Annotated in this window: 18 protein-coding genes; 6 read left to right on the top strand and 12 right to left on the bottom strand. The window is 39.8% G+C overall.

Annotated features, from left to right (window positions below):
- Positions 1-157: 157 nt before the first annotated feature.
- Complete coding sequence (locus tag NCCP133_RS04505) at positions 158-469, bottom strand: YqzG/YhdC family protein (protein WP_264803746.1); 312 nt, start codon at positions 467-469, stop codon at positions 158-160.
- Between the two features lie 205 nt (positions 470-674).
- Between NCCP133_RS04505 and NCCP133_RS04500 the strand changes: the two genes are divergently transcribed.
- A complete protein-coding gene (locus NCCP133_RS04500; RefSeq protein ID WP_264803745.1) occupies positions 675-929 on the top strand; it encodes a YhdB family protein in 255 nt (84 codons plus the stop codon).
- A gap of 58 nt (positions 930-987) precedes the next feature.
- Here NCCP133_RS04500 and NCCP133_RS04495 read toward each other — a convergent pair whose 3' ends face one another.
- From NCCP133_RS04495 to NCCP133_RS04465, 7 genes are all read right to left on the bottom strand, one after another.
- On the bottom strand, positions 988-1524 hold the full coding sequence (locus NCCP133_RS04495) for an NADPH-dependent FMN reductase (RefSeq protein ID WP_264803744.1): 537 nt from the start codon (positions 1522-1524) through the stop codon (positions 988-990).
- A 146-nt stretch (positions 1525-1670) separates the two neighbouring features.
- The gene (locus NCCP133_RS04490) at positions 1671-2318 is read right to left on the bottom strand and encodes a response regulator (protein ID WP_264803743.1); all 648 of its coding nucleotides are present in this window, start codon (positions 2316-2318) and stop codon (positions 1671-1673) included.
- Positions 2319-3452: a GAF domain-containing sensor histidine kinase gene (locus tag NCCP133_RS04485; RefSeq protein ID WP_264803742.1), complete on the bottom strand. Its 1134-nt coding sequence runs from the start codon at positions 3450-3452 to the stop codon at positions 2319-2321.
- 164 nt (positions 3453-3616) lie between these two features.
- Positions 3617-4339: an SDR family oxidoreductase gene (locus tag NCCP133_RS04480; protein WP_264803974.1), complete on the bottom strand. Its 723-nt coding sequence runs from the start codon at positions 4337-4339 to the stop codon at positions 3617-3619.
- Positions 4340-4378: 39 nt separating this feature from the next.
- Positions 4379-6127, bottom strand: coding sequence for a phospho-sugar mutase (locus NCCP133_RS04475; RefSeq protein ID WP_264803741.1), 1749 nt, complete (start codon positions 6125-6127; stop codon positions 4379-4381).
- Positions 6128-6313: 186 nt separating this feature from the next.
- Entirely contained in the window at positions 6314-7816 is a 1503-nt protein-coding gene (locus NCCP133_RS04470; protein WP_264803973.1) for a bifunctional GNAT family N-acetyltransferase/carbon-nitrogen hydrolase family protein, read from the bottom strand.
- A 65-nt stretch (positions 7817-7881) separates the two neighbouring features.
- Positions 7882-8433, bottom strand: a complete 552-nt coding sequence (locus NCCP133_RS04465) for an SDR family NAD(P)-dependent oxidoreductase (RefSeq protein ID WP_264803740.1) — start codon at positions 8431-8433, stop codon at positions 7882-7884.
- A gap of 225 nt (positions 8434-8658) precedes the next feature.
- On the opposite strand from NCCP133_RS04465, the gene NCCP133_RS04460 reads away from it, so the two are divergent.
- Together NCCP133_RS04460 and NCCP133_RS04455 are read left to right on the top strand one after the other, a co-directional pair.
- A complete protein-coding gene (locus tag NCCP133_RS04460) occupies positions 8659-9099 on the top strand; it encodes a disulfide oxidoreductase (RefSeq protein WP_264803739.1) in 441 nt (146 codons plus the stop codon).
- On the top strand, positions 9099-9569 hold the full coding sequence (locus NCCP133_RS04455) for a thioredoxin family protein (protein ID WP_264803738.1): 471 nt from the start codon (positions 9099-9101) through the stop codon (positions 9567-9569). Before NCCP133_RS04460 ends, NCCP133_RS04455 begins: the two co-directional genes overlap by 1 nt.
- 29 nt (positions 9570-9598) lie before the next feature.
- Here NCCP133_RS04455 and NCCP133_RS04450 read toward each other — a convergent pair whose 3' ends face one another.
- Positions 9599-10141, bottom strand: a complete 543-nt coding sequence (locus tag NCCP133_RS04450) for a YhcU family protein (protein ID WP_264803737.1) — start codon at positions 10139-10141, stop codon at positions 9599-9601.
- A 203-nt stretch (positions 10142-10344) separates the two neighbouring features.
- On the opposite strand from NCCP133_RS04450, the gene NCCP133_RS04445 reads away from it, so the two are divergent.
- Positions 10345-11265 (top strand): RluA family pseudouridine synthase, encoded by a 921-nt coding sequence (locus NCCP133_RS04445; protein ID WP_264803736.1) that lies wholly within the window; start codon positions 10345-10347, stop codon positions 11263-11265.
- An 86-nt stretch (positions 11266-11351) separates the two neighbouring features.
- On the opposite strand, the gene NCCP133_RS04440 is transcribed toward NCCP133_RS04445, so the two are convergent.
- The 3 genes from NCCP133_RS04440 to helD form a co-directional block, all read right to left on the bottom strand.
- Positions 11352-11609 carry a GlsB/YeaQ/YmgE family stress response membrane protein gene (locus tag NCCP133_RS04440; protein WP_264803972.1) on the bottom strand — a complete coding sequence of 86 codons (258 nt, stop codon included), beginning with the start codon at positions 11607-11609 and terminating at the stop codon, positions 11352-11354.
- A 213-nt stretch (positions 11610-11822) separates the two neighbouring features.
- Entirely contained in the window at positions 11823-12650 is an 828-nt protein-coding gene (locus NCCP133_RS04435; protein WP_264803735.1) for an aldo/keto reductase, read from the bottom strand.
- A gap of 327 nt (positions 12651-12977) precedes the next feature.
- A complete protein-coding gene (helD, locus tag NCCP133_RS04430) occupies positions 12978-15245 on the bottom strand; it encodes an RNA polymerase recycling motor HelD (protein WP_264803734.1) in 2268 nt (755 codons plus the stop codon).
- Between the two features lie 463 nt (positions 15246-15708).
- Here helD and NCCP133_RS04425 point away from each other — a divergent pair, with 463 nt between their 5' ends.
- Both NCCP133_RS04425 and NCCP133_RS04420 read left to right on the top strand, forming a co-directional pair.
- Positions 15709-16041 carry a CD3324 family protein gene (locus NCCP133_RS04425; protein WP_264803733.1) on the top strand — a complete coding sequence of 111 codons (333 nt, stop codon included), beginning with the start codon at positions 15709-15711 and terminating at the stop codon, positions 16039-16041.
- 139 nt (positions 16042-16180) lie between these two features.
- Positions 16181-16819: a FusB/FusC family EF-G-binding protein gene (locus NCCP133_RS04420; RefSeq protein WP_264803732.1), complete on the top strand. Its 639-nt coding sequence runs from the start codon at positions 16181-16183 to the stop codon at positions 16817-16819.
- Positions 16820-16851: the final 32 nt, after the last annotated feature.

Raw genomic sequence — 16851 nt, 5'->3', positions numbered from 1 at the left:
CCCCCTTTTAGTCCTTAACATAATCTATGACCAAAATGGGAGAATGATGATTTTGAGATAATTTTTATACAATCAACTTGTTTATTGTTAGAGCATCAAAACCCGCCATCATACTCTGGCGGGTAAATTCTTCAACTTACTGATTAAATATTTGTTATCATTTTCTTTCCTCAATTAAGCTGACTAGTTTATTATCCTGCAAACTATGGGTTACTTTTACCAGGACAGTTACCGGTTTGCCATTTTCTTTTACTGTGAAAGTGAATGAATCCATTACATCTGTTTCAGACACTTTCTGCCTGCCTCCATACTGGTATTCCACTACTTCTTCCCCCGGATAATCTTCCTTTACGACAGATATGGCAATTCGCCCATATTTTTCATAGTCAGGCTTTTGGACTGCCCCTGCCAAAGAATTGCCGCCAGCTAATAAACAGAGAAACATAAAAATTGATAAGAACTTTTTCATATTATCCTCCATTAAGTTTTGTCATTATCTATTTTTGGTTCTGTTTTCATTTTTATGTATGGATTTTCTTCTTAAATTGATCAGATTTTCTATACAGGTAAAAGATGAAAGTCCTTTTAAATCAACAAGACCAAGATTTACTTTGAAATAAATATCGTGTTCATCACAAACTAAAGTCAACTCCTGAAAGAGGAGGCAAGGACAAATGAATAAAGTGGATTATGATCGTGCGCTTTACTATACGCACCGGTCAGAATGGGATAACTTGCTCATTCTGATGGTCAGGACCGAAGATCAATTTCTATCCAAGAAAATTGAACATTTTCTTCATGCCTACAACTTTGAAAAAGATTATTCGGTCATTGAGAAACATTTATATTCTTTACTCAGATACATTGACCATGCTAATGAATTATCGGAACCCCAGCTGCCAGATATTTCATTTTATGAAATAACCTAATATAATTGGATTCCACCAATAAGAAAACACGGATCATGCAGATCCGTGTTTTTTCAAATTATTTTATTTCCTGCTTACTATGAGCATATGCTTTCATATATAAATGAAGTTCCTGTATTAAAGCATCAACAAGTTTGGCAGGATCTTCTAACAGCCCATCGTTTTCATAATCGAAACAATGCGGATCGAGAACAAGCTGCTTTGGAATAATATTCGCATATACGCTTCTGCCGGCAATCCTCATGTTATTAAGGGCATTTATCCCGCCTTTTCCTCCGCCTGCTACTGCGAGCAGACCTACTGGCTTGTGTGCAAATTGCTCGCTTCCAAGAAAATCAAGCGCATTTTTCAATGCCCCGCTCATAGCACTGTGATATTCAGGGGATGCTAAAATCATTCCATCCGAGCCTGCAGCCAGCTCGCGAAGTTTTTTAACGGCAGGAATCAGATATTGTTCCTCAGTTCCATTGTATAATGGAATTTCCCCAAGACTCAAATCAATCAACTCTGCATGATACTTTCTTGCAATATACCTTGAGGCTATTCCCGTTCTGCCCTTTTGTCTGGGACTTCCATTTATAATTGTCAGCTTCATGATTAACTCTCCTTTTATTTCCTATCTACTATTAGTATACAGATCGAGGAAAGCTTTAACATCGTCGGTAAGAATGAGTTTTTTCTATAAAGATTTAGATCTATTTCAGTAAATAGTTTATACGACTTTCGGTTGAGTCTTATTTGTTACTTTCCTTCCAAAAGCCCATTCCTTACCGCATACAGAGCAGCCTGTGTTCGGTCTGATAGCTCTAATTTGGACAGAAGATTGGAGACATGTGTTTTAACTGTTTTTTCTGTTATATAAAGGGCGGATGCGATCTCTTTATTGCTCTTTCCACTTGCAATTTCCCGCAAAACATCCATTTCCCTTTTGGTCAGCTCTTCCAGCGGCTTTCTCTGCGAACTGTTTTTATTCGTTAAATGTGTAAGCAAATGAGACGTTGCTTTTGGATGCAGCTGGTTCTCTCCCCTCATAAGCTGCCTGATTGCCTTCACAAGAACATCAGGTTCAATGTCTTTGAGCTGATAGCCAGAGGCACCTGCCTCAATGGCAGGAATGACATGGTCTTGATCGGAAAAACTTGTCAAAATCATTATTTTCACTTCTGGATGGGTTTCCTTGATTTTGCGAGTTGCTTCAATTCCGTTCATAACAGGCATATCCAAGTCCATCAATATTACATCAGGCTGACTTTTCCCTATCATTTCTACAGCTTCAAGACCGTTTGTTGCTTCACCGATTATTTCTATCTCAGGCTGTGTTCTTAGAAAAAACACAAGACCTCTCCTGACGACATGATGATCGTCTGCTATTAAAACCCGGATGGCCATTTATTTCCCTCCTTCTTTAATTGGAATGATCAATTCAATGTTTGTTCCCTTATTCGGTTCGGTCGTTAGCTTGAAAATGCCATTTAATGCTTCTGTGCGGTTTCTCATGCTCTTTAGACCAAGTGATGGTATGTCTGTATTTTCGCAAAAATGAAAGCCCCTCCCGTAATCGGAAATGACCATGATTACCCTTTCATCTTCCACTGTGAGCGTTAATTCTGCTGTTGATTGACCCGAGTGTTTTTTGCAGTTGGCCAGCGCCTCCTGGCCAATTCTCCAAAGTGTTTCTTCTACTTTGCCTGGAAGTGAAATAACACCAATTACTTTCGACTCCAGCTTGAGGCCCAGCATTTGGCTATAGCTGTGCATCGCACTGATAATCCCATTTTCAAGGCCTCTTGGCTTCAGCTGCCAAATGAGTGCTCTCATCTCGCTTAAGGCTTCCTGAGCAAGGTCCTGCATGTATGAGAAAGTCTCTTTTATTTCAGGTTCATCAGTCATCTCAGCTCCTCCTCTCGCCGTTAAGCTTAAGGAAAATAAAAGCTGGTTAACTGAATCATGCAGATCTCTTGCCAGCCTGTTCCTCTCGGCTGCAAGGGCTGATTCCTGTTCAAGCTGCGTTAGTTTTATTCTTTTTAAAGCTGTGCCAATTTGAAAAGCAACAGATTCCAGCAAAGCCAGCTCTTCAGGTGTAAAATGAGTTTTATCAGGAGAGCCAATGTTAAGAATTCCAAACTTTTCAGTCCCCGCTCTAAGCGGAACTGAGGCATGATGGGTAAGCCCATTTGTATCCTTTCTTTGTTCGGCAATTGCATCCTCTATTCGTTTACACTCTATGATATTGGAAGCGTTGGTTAATCTGCCGTCATTATATCTGTCGATGCACCAGCAATCCCCTTTGCACATTGGTTTAAAATTTTCCCGGGAAAGAGCCGGGGGCAATTTTTCTTCTGCAGCCAAATGGAATTCACCTTGGTGATCTATAAGAAATATCCAGCCTGTTTCAAGATCGGTTATATGAAGTAATTTCTGCAAAACCTCCTTCAGAAGGGATTCAATTTCTGTTCCTTCATTTAAAATCTCTGCAATTTCTTTTAAAATGCTGATTTCAGACCGCTTTTTTTCCCCTGACACCCTTATCCCCCTTTTAAATGATCAATATGACTATATTATATATCTCTTTCCTATTCTCTTCCTTGGCAAATAGAAGGATGCTGACTACAACAAAAGATGTATTTTCATTAGTTATATTATTGCCAAATGAAAACACCGAAGAGGACGCCTCTTCGGTGCATGGTTTAAGCAATTGGATAGTTTTGGACAAAAGGATGAAGGACAATTTCATCAATCATCATATGCTTTGGTGCAGAAGCCATATAAACTACAGCGTTTGCTATATCTTCGACTTTTAGCCAATCCTTTTTCTCTTCAAGCCCTTGCTGGGATGCTGCAAAATACGTATCGACCATGCCGGGATTAATGGTTCCGACCCGGATACCGTATTCTCTTACCTCTTGCGCCAAAGAACCAGAAAAGCCTTGAACAGCATATTTTGTTGCTGTATAGGCAGAACCATTTGGAATTGTATATCGGGCTACATCTGAAGAAATGGTGATAATTGTCCCTGATTTCCGTTCTTTCATATGAGAGAGAACAGATTTGCTGCCCAGGAATACTCCTTGTACATTTACTTCAAATACTTTCTTCCATTCTTCCAGTGTGGTTTCATCCACTTGCTTGAAAAATCCTACTCCTGCATTGTTGACCAGCAGATCTATTTGACTGTACTTATCAAGTGTTTTCTCAACGGCTGTTTTTACTTCTGCCTCATTTGAAATATCTGCCTGAATCGGAAGCACATCTGCAAATCCCTTCCCTTTAAGGTCCTCCGCAGATCTATGGATTTCTCCCGAGCTGCCAATTACAGTAAGCTTCATTCCCTGCCCAGCCAGCCTGAAAGCAATTTCTTTCCCAATCCCTCTTGACGCACCTGTAACAATTGCTACTTGCCCTTTCAACATCATATCTTCCCTTTCCCTAAAATTCTTGGTGTTGGTTAATTACTTTGATCCGGAAGGATTACTCATTCTTTCTTCTACAATCTTCATAAAAGCCTTCTCGACAAATTCAAGCTTTTTCTTGCTTTCTTCCAGAGAAGAAGCGCTAATGCCAAAATAAAATTTTATCTTCGGCTCTGTTCCTGATGGCCTTACGCATATCCACGTTCCATCTTCGAAGAAATATTTAATCACATTTGATTTCGGCAAATCAATATTCCTTTCGGCACCGCCTGTTTCCGACCGGATTCCTGTTAAATAATCTTCAGCAGCCTGAACCTTCATGCCTTCTAATTCTGCAAGAGGGGCGCTACGGAAAGAAGCAAGTGTCTGCTGGATTTTCTCTGCTCCCTCAATTCCTTTTAACGTAAGTGAACGCAAGCCTTCAAGGAAAAATCCATATTCTTCAAAAAGGTGGAGGAGTGCATCATAAAGGGACATTCCTTTCTTTTTATAAAAAGCTGCCATTTCAGTTGCAAGCAAGGCTGCCTGGACTGCATCCTTATCTCTTGCAAAGTCTCCAATCAGATAGCCATAACTTTCTTCATATCCGAAAAGGAATTGATATTCCCCCAATTCCTCATATTCTTTGATTTTCTCTGCAATAAATTTAAACCCAGTCAGCACATCTTTGGTTTTAATCCCATAAGAAGAGGCAACCCTTCGCCCGAATTCCGATGTAACAATGGTTTTTAGCATGATGCCATTGGCAGGAAGTGTGTTCTTTTCTTTTTTCTGAGACAGAATATAGTGAAGAAGCAAGGCGCCTGTCTGGTTCCCTGTCAGAAGAATATATTCACCATCCTTGTTTTTCACAGCAATGCCAAGGCGGTCTGCATCCGGATCAGTTGCTATCAGTAGATCGGCATCATTTTGTTTGCCTTCCCTCATTGCCAGTTCAAACGCTGATGTTTCTTCGGGATTTGGACTTTTCACCGTTGAAAATTCAGGATCTGGAAGTTCCTGTTCCCTTACCACGTGAACATTTTCATATCCTAATGCCGATAAACCCTCTCTTATAGGCTTGTTGGCTGTTCCATGAAGGGGTGTAAAGACGATATTTAAATCAATTTCATTGGCAATCGAAGGATTTTCGGATATTGTTAGCAGCTGTTCCTGATAGGCACGATCAACTGTTTTGCCAATCATCGTGATTAGCCCTTTTTCCTTCAATACTGACTCTTCCATTACATCAATCATCAGTTCATTGTCAATTTCATTGACTTTGCTGATCACAACATCAGCATCTGCCGGCGGAAGCTGTGCACCGTCAGAGCCATATACCTTATATCCGTTATATTCAGGCGGATTATGGCTCGCTGTAATCACAATGCCAGCACAGGCATGCAAATATCGCACCGCGAATGACAATTCAGGTGTAGGCCGCAATTCCTCAAAAACATATGTCTGTATCCCTCTTGTCGCCAGTGTTTTTGCTGCTTCCATGGCGAACTCCGGAGACATATGACGGGAGTCATAGGCAATTGCGACTCCCCTGTTTTTCGCTTCCAAGCCTTTTTCTTCTATGTATGCTGCAAGGCCAGCCGATGCTTTTCGGACTGTATATAAATTCATGCGGTTCGTTCCAGGCCCTATCTCGCCGCGCATTCCGCCTGTGCCAAATTCCAGCCCTTTATAAAATGCCTCTTCGAGAAGCTTTTCATCCCCCTGCAGGCTTTTCAGTTGTTCTAATAATGCCCCGTCTAAATTTTCATGATTTATCCATCGTTCTGCCGCTGTTTTCCAGTCCATTGCTTGACCTCCCAATAATAAGCCTTCTACTACCCTTTTCGATAAAAAAATTGATTTTCCTCTCAAAAATATCCGTGTTATTTTGACATTTTTCACGCTTTACAATATGTATGCAATTCAAGGGCAGCTTTCAAAGAGATAAGAAAAGCAGCTTAAGCTCTATGCTTCTGCCGCTTCCCTTCTATGTTACTTCTTATATTGAATGCTGTAAATATCATGCCTGCGGTCTTTTAATTGACGTACCGTACCGTCCTGTCTTTGGCGCCTTAAAATTTCCAGGTCAACATCCCCAATCAGCACCATTTCAATATTCGGATTGGTTTCCCCTACTATTCCATCTCTTGCAAATTCAAAATCTGATGGTGCAAAAATTCCTGACCTCGCATACTGGATATCCATATTTTCAGTTTGTGGCAGGTTGCCGACTGTTCCCGATATAACAGTATAAATCTGGTTTTCAACGGCCCGTGCCTGGGCACAGTACCGAACGCGCAAGTAGCCTTGACGGTCTTCCGTACAGAAAGGGGTAAAGATAATTTTGGCCCCCTTATCTGTTGCAATTCTTGCGAGTTCTGGAAACTCTATATCATAGCAAATTTGTATCGCAATCTTTCCGCAATCCGTGTCGAAGACCTTCACTTCGTCTCCGCGGCTGATGCCCCACCACTTCCGCTCGTTTGGCGTAATATGAAGCTTATATTGTTTCTCAATTGTTCCGTCCCGTCTGAACAGATAAGCGATATTATAGATTTCATCATCGTCCTCTTTTACGAAATGCGATCCGCCAATGATATTAATATTATATCTGACAGCCAGATCCGTAAATAATTCGATATATTGCTCGGTGTATTCCGTAAGCTTGCGGACTGCAAGACTCGGAGAACGTTCATCCAAAAAGGACATGAGCTGGGTGGTAAAAATCTCCGGAAATACCGCAAAGTCGGATCCTGCATCTGATGCAACATCAGTAAAATATTCTACCTGGTGGGCGAATTCATCAAATGAGTTAATCTGTCTCATTAAATACTGAACCGCACAAATTCGGACTGGATAACTCGTTTTGTAAAAACGTTTTGTCATAGGGCGGTAGTCCACGTTATTCCATTCCATTAGCGTAGCATACTTGTTTGATTGGACATCATCTGGCAAATAATTTGGATTAATCCTCATCAAAATAAATCCATTCAGAAGCTGAAACGACAAGACAGGATCATATATTTTGTGGAGTGAAACTTCGCTTACATATTCCCTAGGGCTCATTTCATTGGCATGTTTATGGTAATTCGGGATACGGCCTCCTATTATGATGCTCTTTAAATTTAGCTCCCTTACAAGTTCCTTCCTTTCCTCATAAAGCCGATGGCCAATTTTCATTCTTCTGTAATCCGGGTGAACCATTACCTCAATGCCATATAAATTATAGCCTTCCGGGTTATGGTTTGTTATGTAGCCTTTATCCGTCACGTCATCCCAGGAATGGCGGTCATCATATTCATCAAAATTTATAATCAGGCTCGAACAAGAGCCAATGATTTCCCCATCATATTCTGCAACAAACTGTCCCTCGGGAAAAATATCCAGATGGCTTTCAAGCTGATTGCGCTTCCATGGTTCCATGCCAGGAAAGCAAACTTCCTGAAGGGCAATGATATGGTTAATATCTGTATGGCGGGTATTCCGTATAATCATTTTCTTCTCAAATTTCTTAAGATCCAGCTTTGTCAATGATGCTGCACTCCTTTAGGCAATAGTAATTATCCTGGACGCTGATCCCAGGGTTCAACTTCTCCAGTGATATACAGTTCCTTTCCCTTTTTTATTGCATTCATAACGCCCTCGGAAATTTCTTTGTCCGTCAGCCATCTAGACAGCCCATTTTCCCTTTTAAATCCCAGAATGACACGATTCCATTTAAGATTATTGATAGTAGAAGATGTAAATATTTCTCTTGAAGCACGGCTTCCTTTCACCTCATAAAACTGGACAGTTCTGTTAGATTCGGCAAGGTATGATATCAGCCATTCAAAGCTATTAACTGCATCACTTCGCATCCAGCAGACGCAAAGACTCACATTGCCTTGTTTCCTAATCGCTTCTTTCATTTCCTTAGCAAATGTATCGCTGGAATTGTAATCTGTTTGAATGAAAGTAATTCTTCTTTCAGCAGCAGGCAGGCCCCCGAAAGCTTCAGTGAACTTCTCTTGCGTTCTTCCTGCAACACTCACTTTATATCCTTCTTTTGATAGCCAATCAGCCACATATTTAAGCATCCCTGTCCCGCCAATAATTAAAGCATGCTTTTCCACCTAATCACCTCTTATCTTACGTATTTTCCTATATATATATTTCTACAAAGACGCTAAAAATCTTTTTTAAATTTAAATTTGCTGATTTGTACGCGAATCAGCAAGTTCATCTCCATTTAGTTCATCACACATTTGGGCTATTTACCATATTGCTGTTCATGTTGATTTACAAGGAGCAGCCATTAGCATTATAATTTTTAGAGTAAAAATAATAAGGAGATAATCATGGAGAAAACAAAAAAAGATAAACGGGAAAATTTACTGTTTACTGCTTGGGCAGTAGCAATACTTGCCATGTTCGGCAGCCTTTATTTTTCGGAAATCAGGCAGTATGAGCCGTGTGAGCTCTGCTGGTATCAAAGGATTATCATGTATCCATTTGCTATTATACTTGGACTTGCCGTCATCAAGAAGGATTACCGGATCAGCCTTTATTCTATGTTCCTTTCCGCTGTTGGAGCGGGCATTTCCATCTACCATTATTCCATACAGAAAATATCCTTTATGGCAGACCATGCGGCATCATGCGGCAGAGTTCCATGTACTGGCCAATACATAAACTGGCTTGGATTTATGACGATTCCCTTTTTAGCTTTAACAGCTTTTATTGTTATTTTTATTTGCAGTTATCTTGTATGGAAGAAAACAAAAGAGGAGGCATATTGATGAAAAAAATAATTATATTCCTCGCTGTGATCATTGTATTATTCGCAGCTGTGGGGATTTTAACAAAGATGCAGAATGAAGAAAAGGTATCAGGAAATAATCCATATGACAAGGATACGCTTCATCCCGAAACTGTCAAACAGCTTAATGACCCGAACTACCAAAATCTAATCCTTCCAGGAGAATTGGAGGACAAACTGGATCGTAACGAGGATGTTACCGTTTATTTTTATAGTCCTACTTGCCCGCATTGCCAGCGGACAACTCCTGAACTAGCTCCGCTTGCAAAAGAAATGAATATCGACCTTGTCCAATTCAATCTTCTGGAATTCGAAGATGGCTGGGACGATTACAGAATTAACGAGACTCCGACAATCGTTCAATATAAAGACGGCAAAGAAGTAAACAGAATAACAGGCTACCAGGAAAAAGCTATTTTTAAACAGTGGTTTGATGAGAATACAAAATAAGAAAACGCCTGCGGCTGCAGGCGTTTTCTTCATACCAATATTTCATTTGCGGCTTGGGCATAGACACTGAATTCATCATTTCTCGGCGTTCTTTCACCGCAAAAATGACTGTAGTCAAATGGGAACGATAAACCGAATTCTTTAAGGGTTTGCACATTTTTGACGAAAATACGTTCATACTTCTCCTTCTGCTGTGGAGATTCAAGAATAGCCATAAGCGTTTGCAATCCTGCAATAACCTGATATGCCTCCTTTAAAGTCCCAAAGTATTCAAAGTGTCTCGTAGAAGTATGTAAAATCTTCTGCTGCTCAAATTCTCTTATGTCATCATCTGTGAAATAAAGAGGAAACACATTTGAATAAAATTTTTGAATTAGCTCCATTATTTTTTGTTCCTGATCAGGAGTTGATGCAAATACAACCTTCACTGATAACCCACCTTTGTAATCCTTGTAATCAGTTCGTAATATATACTTAAGAATATCATATTCTGAAAGCCCTTTAGGGTGGTAATTATACCCATGAATCAGGAATTTGTTGACATCTTCCCCTCCTGCGGAAATAGTTGTCATCCAGGTATTCCCCATTAACCAGTTCCAAAGTTCTATATTAACCTCCTTAATAGAATAACGGAAGCAGTTTTTGATGATTACTATAATAATTTTCTGCTCCTTTTGCCTTTTAACCGCCAGTTATAAGGGCTAAGATATTATTGTGATTAATTTATATGTATGATAATAAATGATGATTATTCAATCAGGAGAAGGAGTAATTTATGGTAAAAATACAAAGGTTTGGCGAATGGTGTGAAATAACGGTGCCAAGCGGGTGGGAAGGTTACACCGTGGACTACATTTTCCGAACTATTTGGTCAGCCCCCAAGAAGCAAACTCATCATATTAGAATGCAAAAGCAGGTATTGGTCAACGATGAACCGGCAAATTGGGCACTACCTTTGCATGAAGGGGATAAACTAAAATTGCAACTTTTTCAGGAAGAAGAATTTGGTGTGATTCCAACTTATCATGAGATCGAAGTATTATTTGAGGATGATCATTTACTGGTTCTTAATAAACCCTCTGGTATGGATACGCATCCCAATTTTCCAGACCAAAATAACACTCTTGCCAATGCAGCAGCCTTCCATCTCCAGATGCAGGGTGAATATAGGAGCATTAAGCATGTCCATCGTCTGGATCGTGATACGACCGGGGCTGTCCTATTTGCCAAACATCCCCTTGCAGGGGCGATTATGGATAAAAAGCTTGAGGAAAGAGCAATTAAGCGCACATACCTGGCTTTGGTACATGGGAAGCCTCTTCAAAAAAAGGGAACGATTCGTGAACCAATTGGGCGTGACAGACATCATCCTACTAGAAGAAGAATTTCTCCCAAAGGGCAGCCTGCCGTGACACATTTTGAATTAATTGAACCGCATGGTAACCAGGATCTTACCCTGATTAAATGCAGGCTGGATACAGGACGAACGCATCAGATTCGCATCCACTTAAGCCATTTAGGCCACCCCCTCGCAGGTGACGTATTATATGGAGGGAAACCAGTTTTCCCCAGGCAAGCACTTCATGCTGTCAAACTGGAAACTCCTCACCCCTTCACAGGGGAACCCGTCACAAGCCATGCGCCTTTCCTGGACATTCCCGAGATTTTTAAAGGGATTGATCCATATCTTTTTTAAGGAAAAAGCTGTGCCCGTATTTTTAGTCAGTTAGAGTTAGAAATTAAAAAGAAGCCCCGATCGGGACTTCTTTTATTTGCTAAATATTAGTCATGAGATTTACGCATAGATTTCATAATAAAGCCTACGATGAATACAAGCAGGATAGCACCAATTAAAGCAGGAATAATAGCAAAGTCCGCTACGACAGGACCCCAATCACCAAGAATCAATGAACCTAACCATGCACCAATGAAACCTGCAATAATATTACCGATAATTCCACCCGGAATATCTCTTCCTACGATCATGCCTGCTAACCAGCCAATGATACCACCTATAATTAATGCCCATAAAAAGCTCATCATGTTAAAATCACTCCTTGTTCGTTTTAGTTAGTTTCTCTTCAGATTAAGAATTTCATTCAGTAGCTGCGCAGCTGTTGGTGATCTTATCTGCTTGTACAATTAAATTACCCAGGATTCAATATCTAAAACCATTTTTTTTAAAACTATTCTTCTGGGAAAGCTCCTATAAAACAAAAAGCACCCCGCAGGATGCTTTACTAACACATATCACTAAAATTCAAAATTATCCGGGTCAGCCCCATAACGTACATTTTTATTTAATGCATCTATGTGTTTCATCTCTTCAGCAGATAATTCAAAATTATAAATATCCGCGTTTTCCTTCAGTCTTTCTTCATGGACTGATTTTGGTATAACAATTACGCCGTTTTGGATATGCCATCTAAGAATAACTTGTGCCGCTGATTTGCAGTATTTGTCTGCTATCTCCTTTATCACGGGATCATCGAGCACTCTTCCTCTTGCAATTGGAGACCATGCTTCCACTTTAATATTGTGCTCATCGCAAAATGACCTTAATTCCTCCTGAGTTAGCCTAGGATGAAGCTCAACCTGATTAACTACTGGCTTTTCGGAAGAGTTCTCCATTATGTCCTGCAGGTGATGGATTTGAAAATTGCTCACCCCAATTGCCTTTACTTTTCCATTTTTATATAGCTTTTCGAGAGCTCTCCAGGTTTCAAGGTATTTCTCCTTTACAGGCCAATGGATTAAATATAGATCTATGTAATCTAACTCAAGTTTCTTGAGACTTTTTTCAAACGCAGCAAGGGTCTGTTCATACCCCTGATCCGTATTCCACACCTTTGTTGTGATAAAAAGCTCTTCCCTTGGCACGCCGCTTTCTCTTATGGCTTTTCCCACACCCTCTTCATTTTCGTAAAAAGAAGCAGTATCTATCAGCCTGTATCCTAAATTGATCGCATCCTTTACGGTGTCTTCAACTTGCTGCCCTTCCTCTACTTTGTACACACCCAGGCCAAATTGGGGCATTTTAACCCCATTATGCAAAGTTAAGGTACTATGGATATTCTTCATAAAACGGAATCATCTCCTCCATGCTTTCTTTCATAATTTTAGCATTTGCCTAAACAGAGTCCTAGTATTTAGCCTTTTAAAAATATAAAAGCAATCGCCTGAGGAGAGCAATCGCCTATCTATATAAACGGCAGATGCCGGGATTATTTATCTTGTGGCCAACAATCACTGAATCCTCCTTTTTATTGCTGCATGTTATTGCCATTTCTTCTCTATGTGTGTTCTTCCCGGCATAAAAATGTCCTAAACAATGGACACCAAATTTTCTATAAAGCTTCTTCCTCAAAACAAGCAGCCGCACAAAAGTACAGCTGTTTTCTAAAAAATTCAAGAAATAATAAAATCGCCCTTATTCAGCCCATAAAAATATAAACGATGAAGAGGACGTGTCATGGCAACATAAAGAAGCTTTATATCCAGTTCAGACCCCCTGGAGAACTTTTCTTCAATTGACAGAATCATGACTCCATCAAATTCCAGACCTTTGGCCAAGTAAGATGGCACGATGATAATTTCATCCTTCGGTATGCTTTCCTGCTCCTGAAGCAGCTTAAATGGCAGTTCGGCATATTTTTCAAAAAGAGTATGAAGGAGCCGGCAATCTTTCATTGTTTTCCCGATTACCGCAAACGTTTTGTATTCTTCCTCTTTTAAGCAGGTAACCTGTTCTTCAATCTGCTTTACCAGCCCCTCGCCCTCTTTCCTTTTTATAAATACAGGGCTTTTTCCATGGCGGACCACAGGTTCCACTTCCGGAAATGAATAAGGGAGCATCGTTAGCAGTTCGTTTGCTTTTTGCATGATTTCCACTGTTGTACGATAGCTTTTTTGGAGTTCTGTATAGGTAGCACGCGGAAAAATATAATCGAGCACCTGACTCCAGCTTGTCAATCCCCTGTAGGAATGGATTCCCTGGGCAAGATCCCCAACAAGTGTAAACATGTCTGTATCAAGTGCTTGTTTTAAAGAAAGAAGCTCCATAAAGCTGTAGTCCTGTGCTTCATCAATTACTATATTTTTTGCCCTCAAGTTTTTAGGGATGCCAAAAAGGTTTTCCTGTAAATACAGCATTAAAGCAAGGTCTTCTCTTTCATACACTTTTTTCCTAAACAGTTTCTGATTGTATTCACAAAGCAAGTCTGCATCTTCTTGCGATAACTTACCGCCTGACATTCTGAAAAGGCATTCCCCGTCCGCAAATAGCTCTTTATAGTATTGAATAAGGCTTTTTTCCGGAAATTGCCTCATATACTTTGGAACTGCACTTCTAATGCTTTTCTTAATTTCTTCGAGCCTGGCTGCTTTTTTATCAAGTGCCTCAGATACATATTTCCTTCTTTTTTCCAAGTCTTTTCCTCTGTAGAGAGCCCGTTCGATCCTCTCATCATAATAGGTTTCAATTTTTTTAAGGATGTTATTCTTTTTCTTTGCCAGGTCATTTTGAAGAACCGCTTTCAGTTTATCAAGCCTTCTATAAAGAGGCAGATAGTCATAATCATCTTTAAATAGCCCAATGAATTTTTTATGGCTGAACAGCCTGAATTTATCAACCGCGAAATCAGCTTTTGGATAAAAGCTTTTATAGATTTCCTTAAGGTAATTGTTGAGGATTCCTTGGAAGAAGTGTGAGCCTTTAACGGACGATGCCCAAGCGGCAAGCTGTGTCTCCTTGCTGCTTGGGTTTTCAAGCAGGCTCACCAGTTTATTATCCTCAGCCATTATTAGCTTGGCTCCCAGGCATCCCTGTACAAATTCCTGGTAGGTTGTCTGACGGACTCTCTCAACACCCAATTCTGGAAGCGCTTCTGAAATATAATCAATAAAGAGCCTGCTTGGCGCAAGAATCATCAGCTGCTCAGGGGCAAAGTTTTCTTTGTACTGATAAATAAAATAACTGATTCTGTGCAGTGCAATCGTCGTTTTACCGCTGCCGGCTGCTCCCTGGACAATAATCGGCTTGTTCAAATCTGCACGAATAATCTGGTTCTGCTCTTCCTGAATGGTTGAAATTATTTCTGTGAGGCGGTTGCTTGAACTTTTGGAAAGTGATTCCTGAAGCAATTCATCTGTTGTGGTTAAATCGATATCGCGGATTTGATCAAGAGCCCCTTCTTCAATCATAAATTGACGCTTTAGTGAAAGATGGCCCTTAAAGGTTTCCTCATACGAATGATAATGAACCTTGCCAATTCTGCCTTCATAGTATAAATTGGCAATCGGAGACCTCCAGTCGACAATGATCTGTTCTTGACTTTCACGAGAATATAAGGAAGTTTTGCCTATGTATAAGACCTCTTTCTCGTCAAGGTCTTCCCTATGAAAATCAATCCTTGCAAAATAAGGCTTCTTTCTGGCCTTCTTCAATTGTGTTAATTCATCCTTTGACATTTCAAAAAAGCGGGCATTGGTCAATAAAGATGAATAACTTAAGCTCGATTCTAGCCAATCGACATCTTCGAAGGCCTCTTTCATGTTTTCCTGAAATTTGTCTTTGCTGGACTCTGAAGTTTTAATTACCACATCAATATAACGTTTTGTGAATTCCAGTCGCTGAATCTCCTGTTGAAAATCGGGATGTTCATGTATAGATGGCATATGCTTCTCCTTTCCTAAAGTGAAACTTCACTCAGTAGATACACTAAGTGTTAGTCGAACCAATCGGCCTTTATGGGCAGGTGGCCCTCACTTACCTTTCTTTAATTCTTCAAAGTTTTGATGTGAGGCGCTTATTGTCCGTTAAACTGCGATTATTTTTTCAGCCGCAATAGAGAAATGCATATGAGCGTGCGCGTGGGCAAAAAAATATATTATCAGAAAACTCTGCATTGGGCAAGAAAACTTTTTTCAGTGCCTGGCACCACACGAATTTTGCCGGAATTCAATCAAGATATACAGGTCTATTCCCTTTATTTTATAATAAAGGAAAATCCACTTTTTAGGAGGTGATGAAAATGGCAATTGTAATGCCTGATACTGCAGCGTCTCATGCAAAGCCTGATATTGGCGGCGATACTTTGCATGAGGCGGTAATGGAATAAAATAATCGCCCATAAAGGCAATGCCATTTCTGATATCAGCTTTGCACCTTATTCATTTTTTACAAAAAAATAATAAGGAGCTGGCAGAAATGAGCTATTTAAAGGCTAATGCCGTTTTACCAAAAAATTTAATTAAAGAGATCCAAAAATATGTCCAGGGAGAAACGATTTATATCCCGAAGCCAGAAAATGCTCATCGAAAATGGGGCACCCGCTCTGGAGCCAGGAAAACTCTTGATGAAAGAAATCAGTCGATTAAAGATTCCTTTAAAAGCGGTAAAACAATCAGCCAACTAGCTGAGGAATATTACCTTTCCATTGAAACCATAAAAAAAATAATTTATAAGAAGTAAAAAAAGCGCTGATCATTTTGATCAGTGCTTTTTTCTATGCCGATTTCATTTCCTAGTTGTTTTATACATATACAATATTATGAAATTCTTTTAAAGTGAAAGAGATATGTGAAGGTGCTGTGTGCTAGGAGTGATGAAAATGGAAACTTTCATTAGGAGTGATCAATACAATTTTATTAGAGCTCAGACACAGGTTTTAATTAATGCCCATGCGTCTGTTAATGATACAGGTGTGCTGAATGCACTGAAAGCTCTTTCTATTGAAAAGGTATTTAGTCTTTTTGATGAACTTGGCGAGGAACAGGTACAGCTTCTTTCACCCGTCAGAGACTTAAAAGAAAGAGATCAGGCAGATGCATTTTTAACGGAACTAAAAGAATATGTAATCCCTTTTAAGACTTTAAACGAACAGTCCATTAAGAAACTATTCCCTAAAGCGAAAAAATTAAAGTTGCCAGTACTCGATCATATTGATTTCAGAGGAATTAGCTATTTGGGCTGGAATGATAATGGGACTAACAGGAAGTATATGATCAGTCAGAATGATGGTAAATTATCAGCCCTGCATGGAACTTTTAAGCCGATAAGCAAGAAAGGTATCTGTACAATTTGCAATAAATTTGAAGAAATCGGGATGTTCCTGTATGAAACAAAAGGGCCTCAATTAGGAACCTATACAAAAAAAGGAAACTACATTTGCCAGGATAGCCAGAAGTGCAATCATAATCTGATTTCATTGGATCAGCTTAATGATTTCATTGGCCATCTTAATGGCTAATGACAGAAAAAGAGCCAGCAGGCTCCTTTTAA

Source organism: Cytobacillus sp. NCCP-133 (assembly GCF_026011715.1).
In the GTDB taxonomy this organism is placed as follows: Bacteria; Bacillota; Bacilli; order Bacillales; family Cytobacillaceae; genus Cytobacillus.
This window is presented reverse-complemented; position numbering and strand designations above follow the sequence as displayed.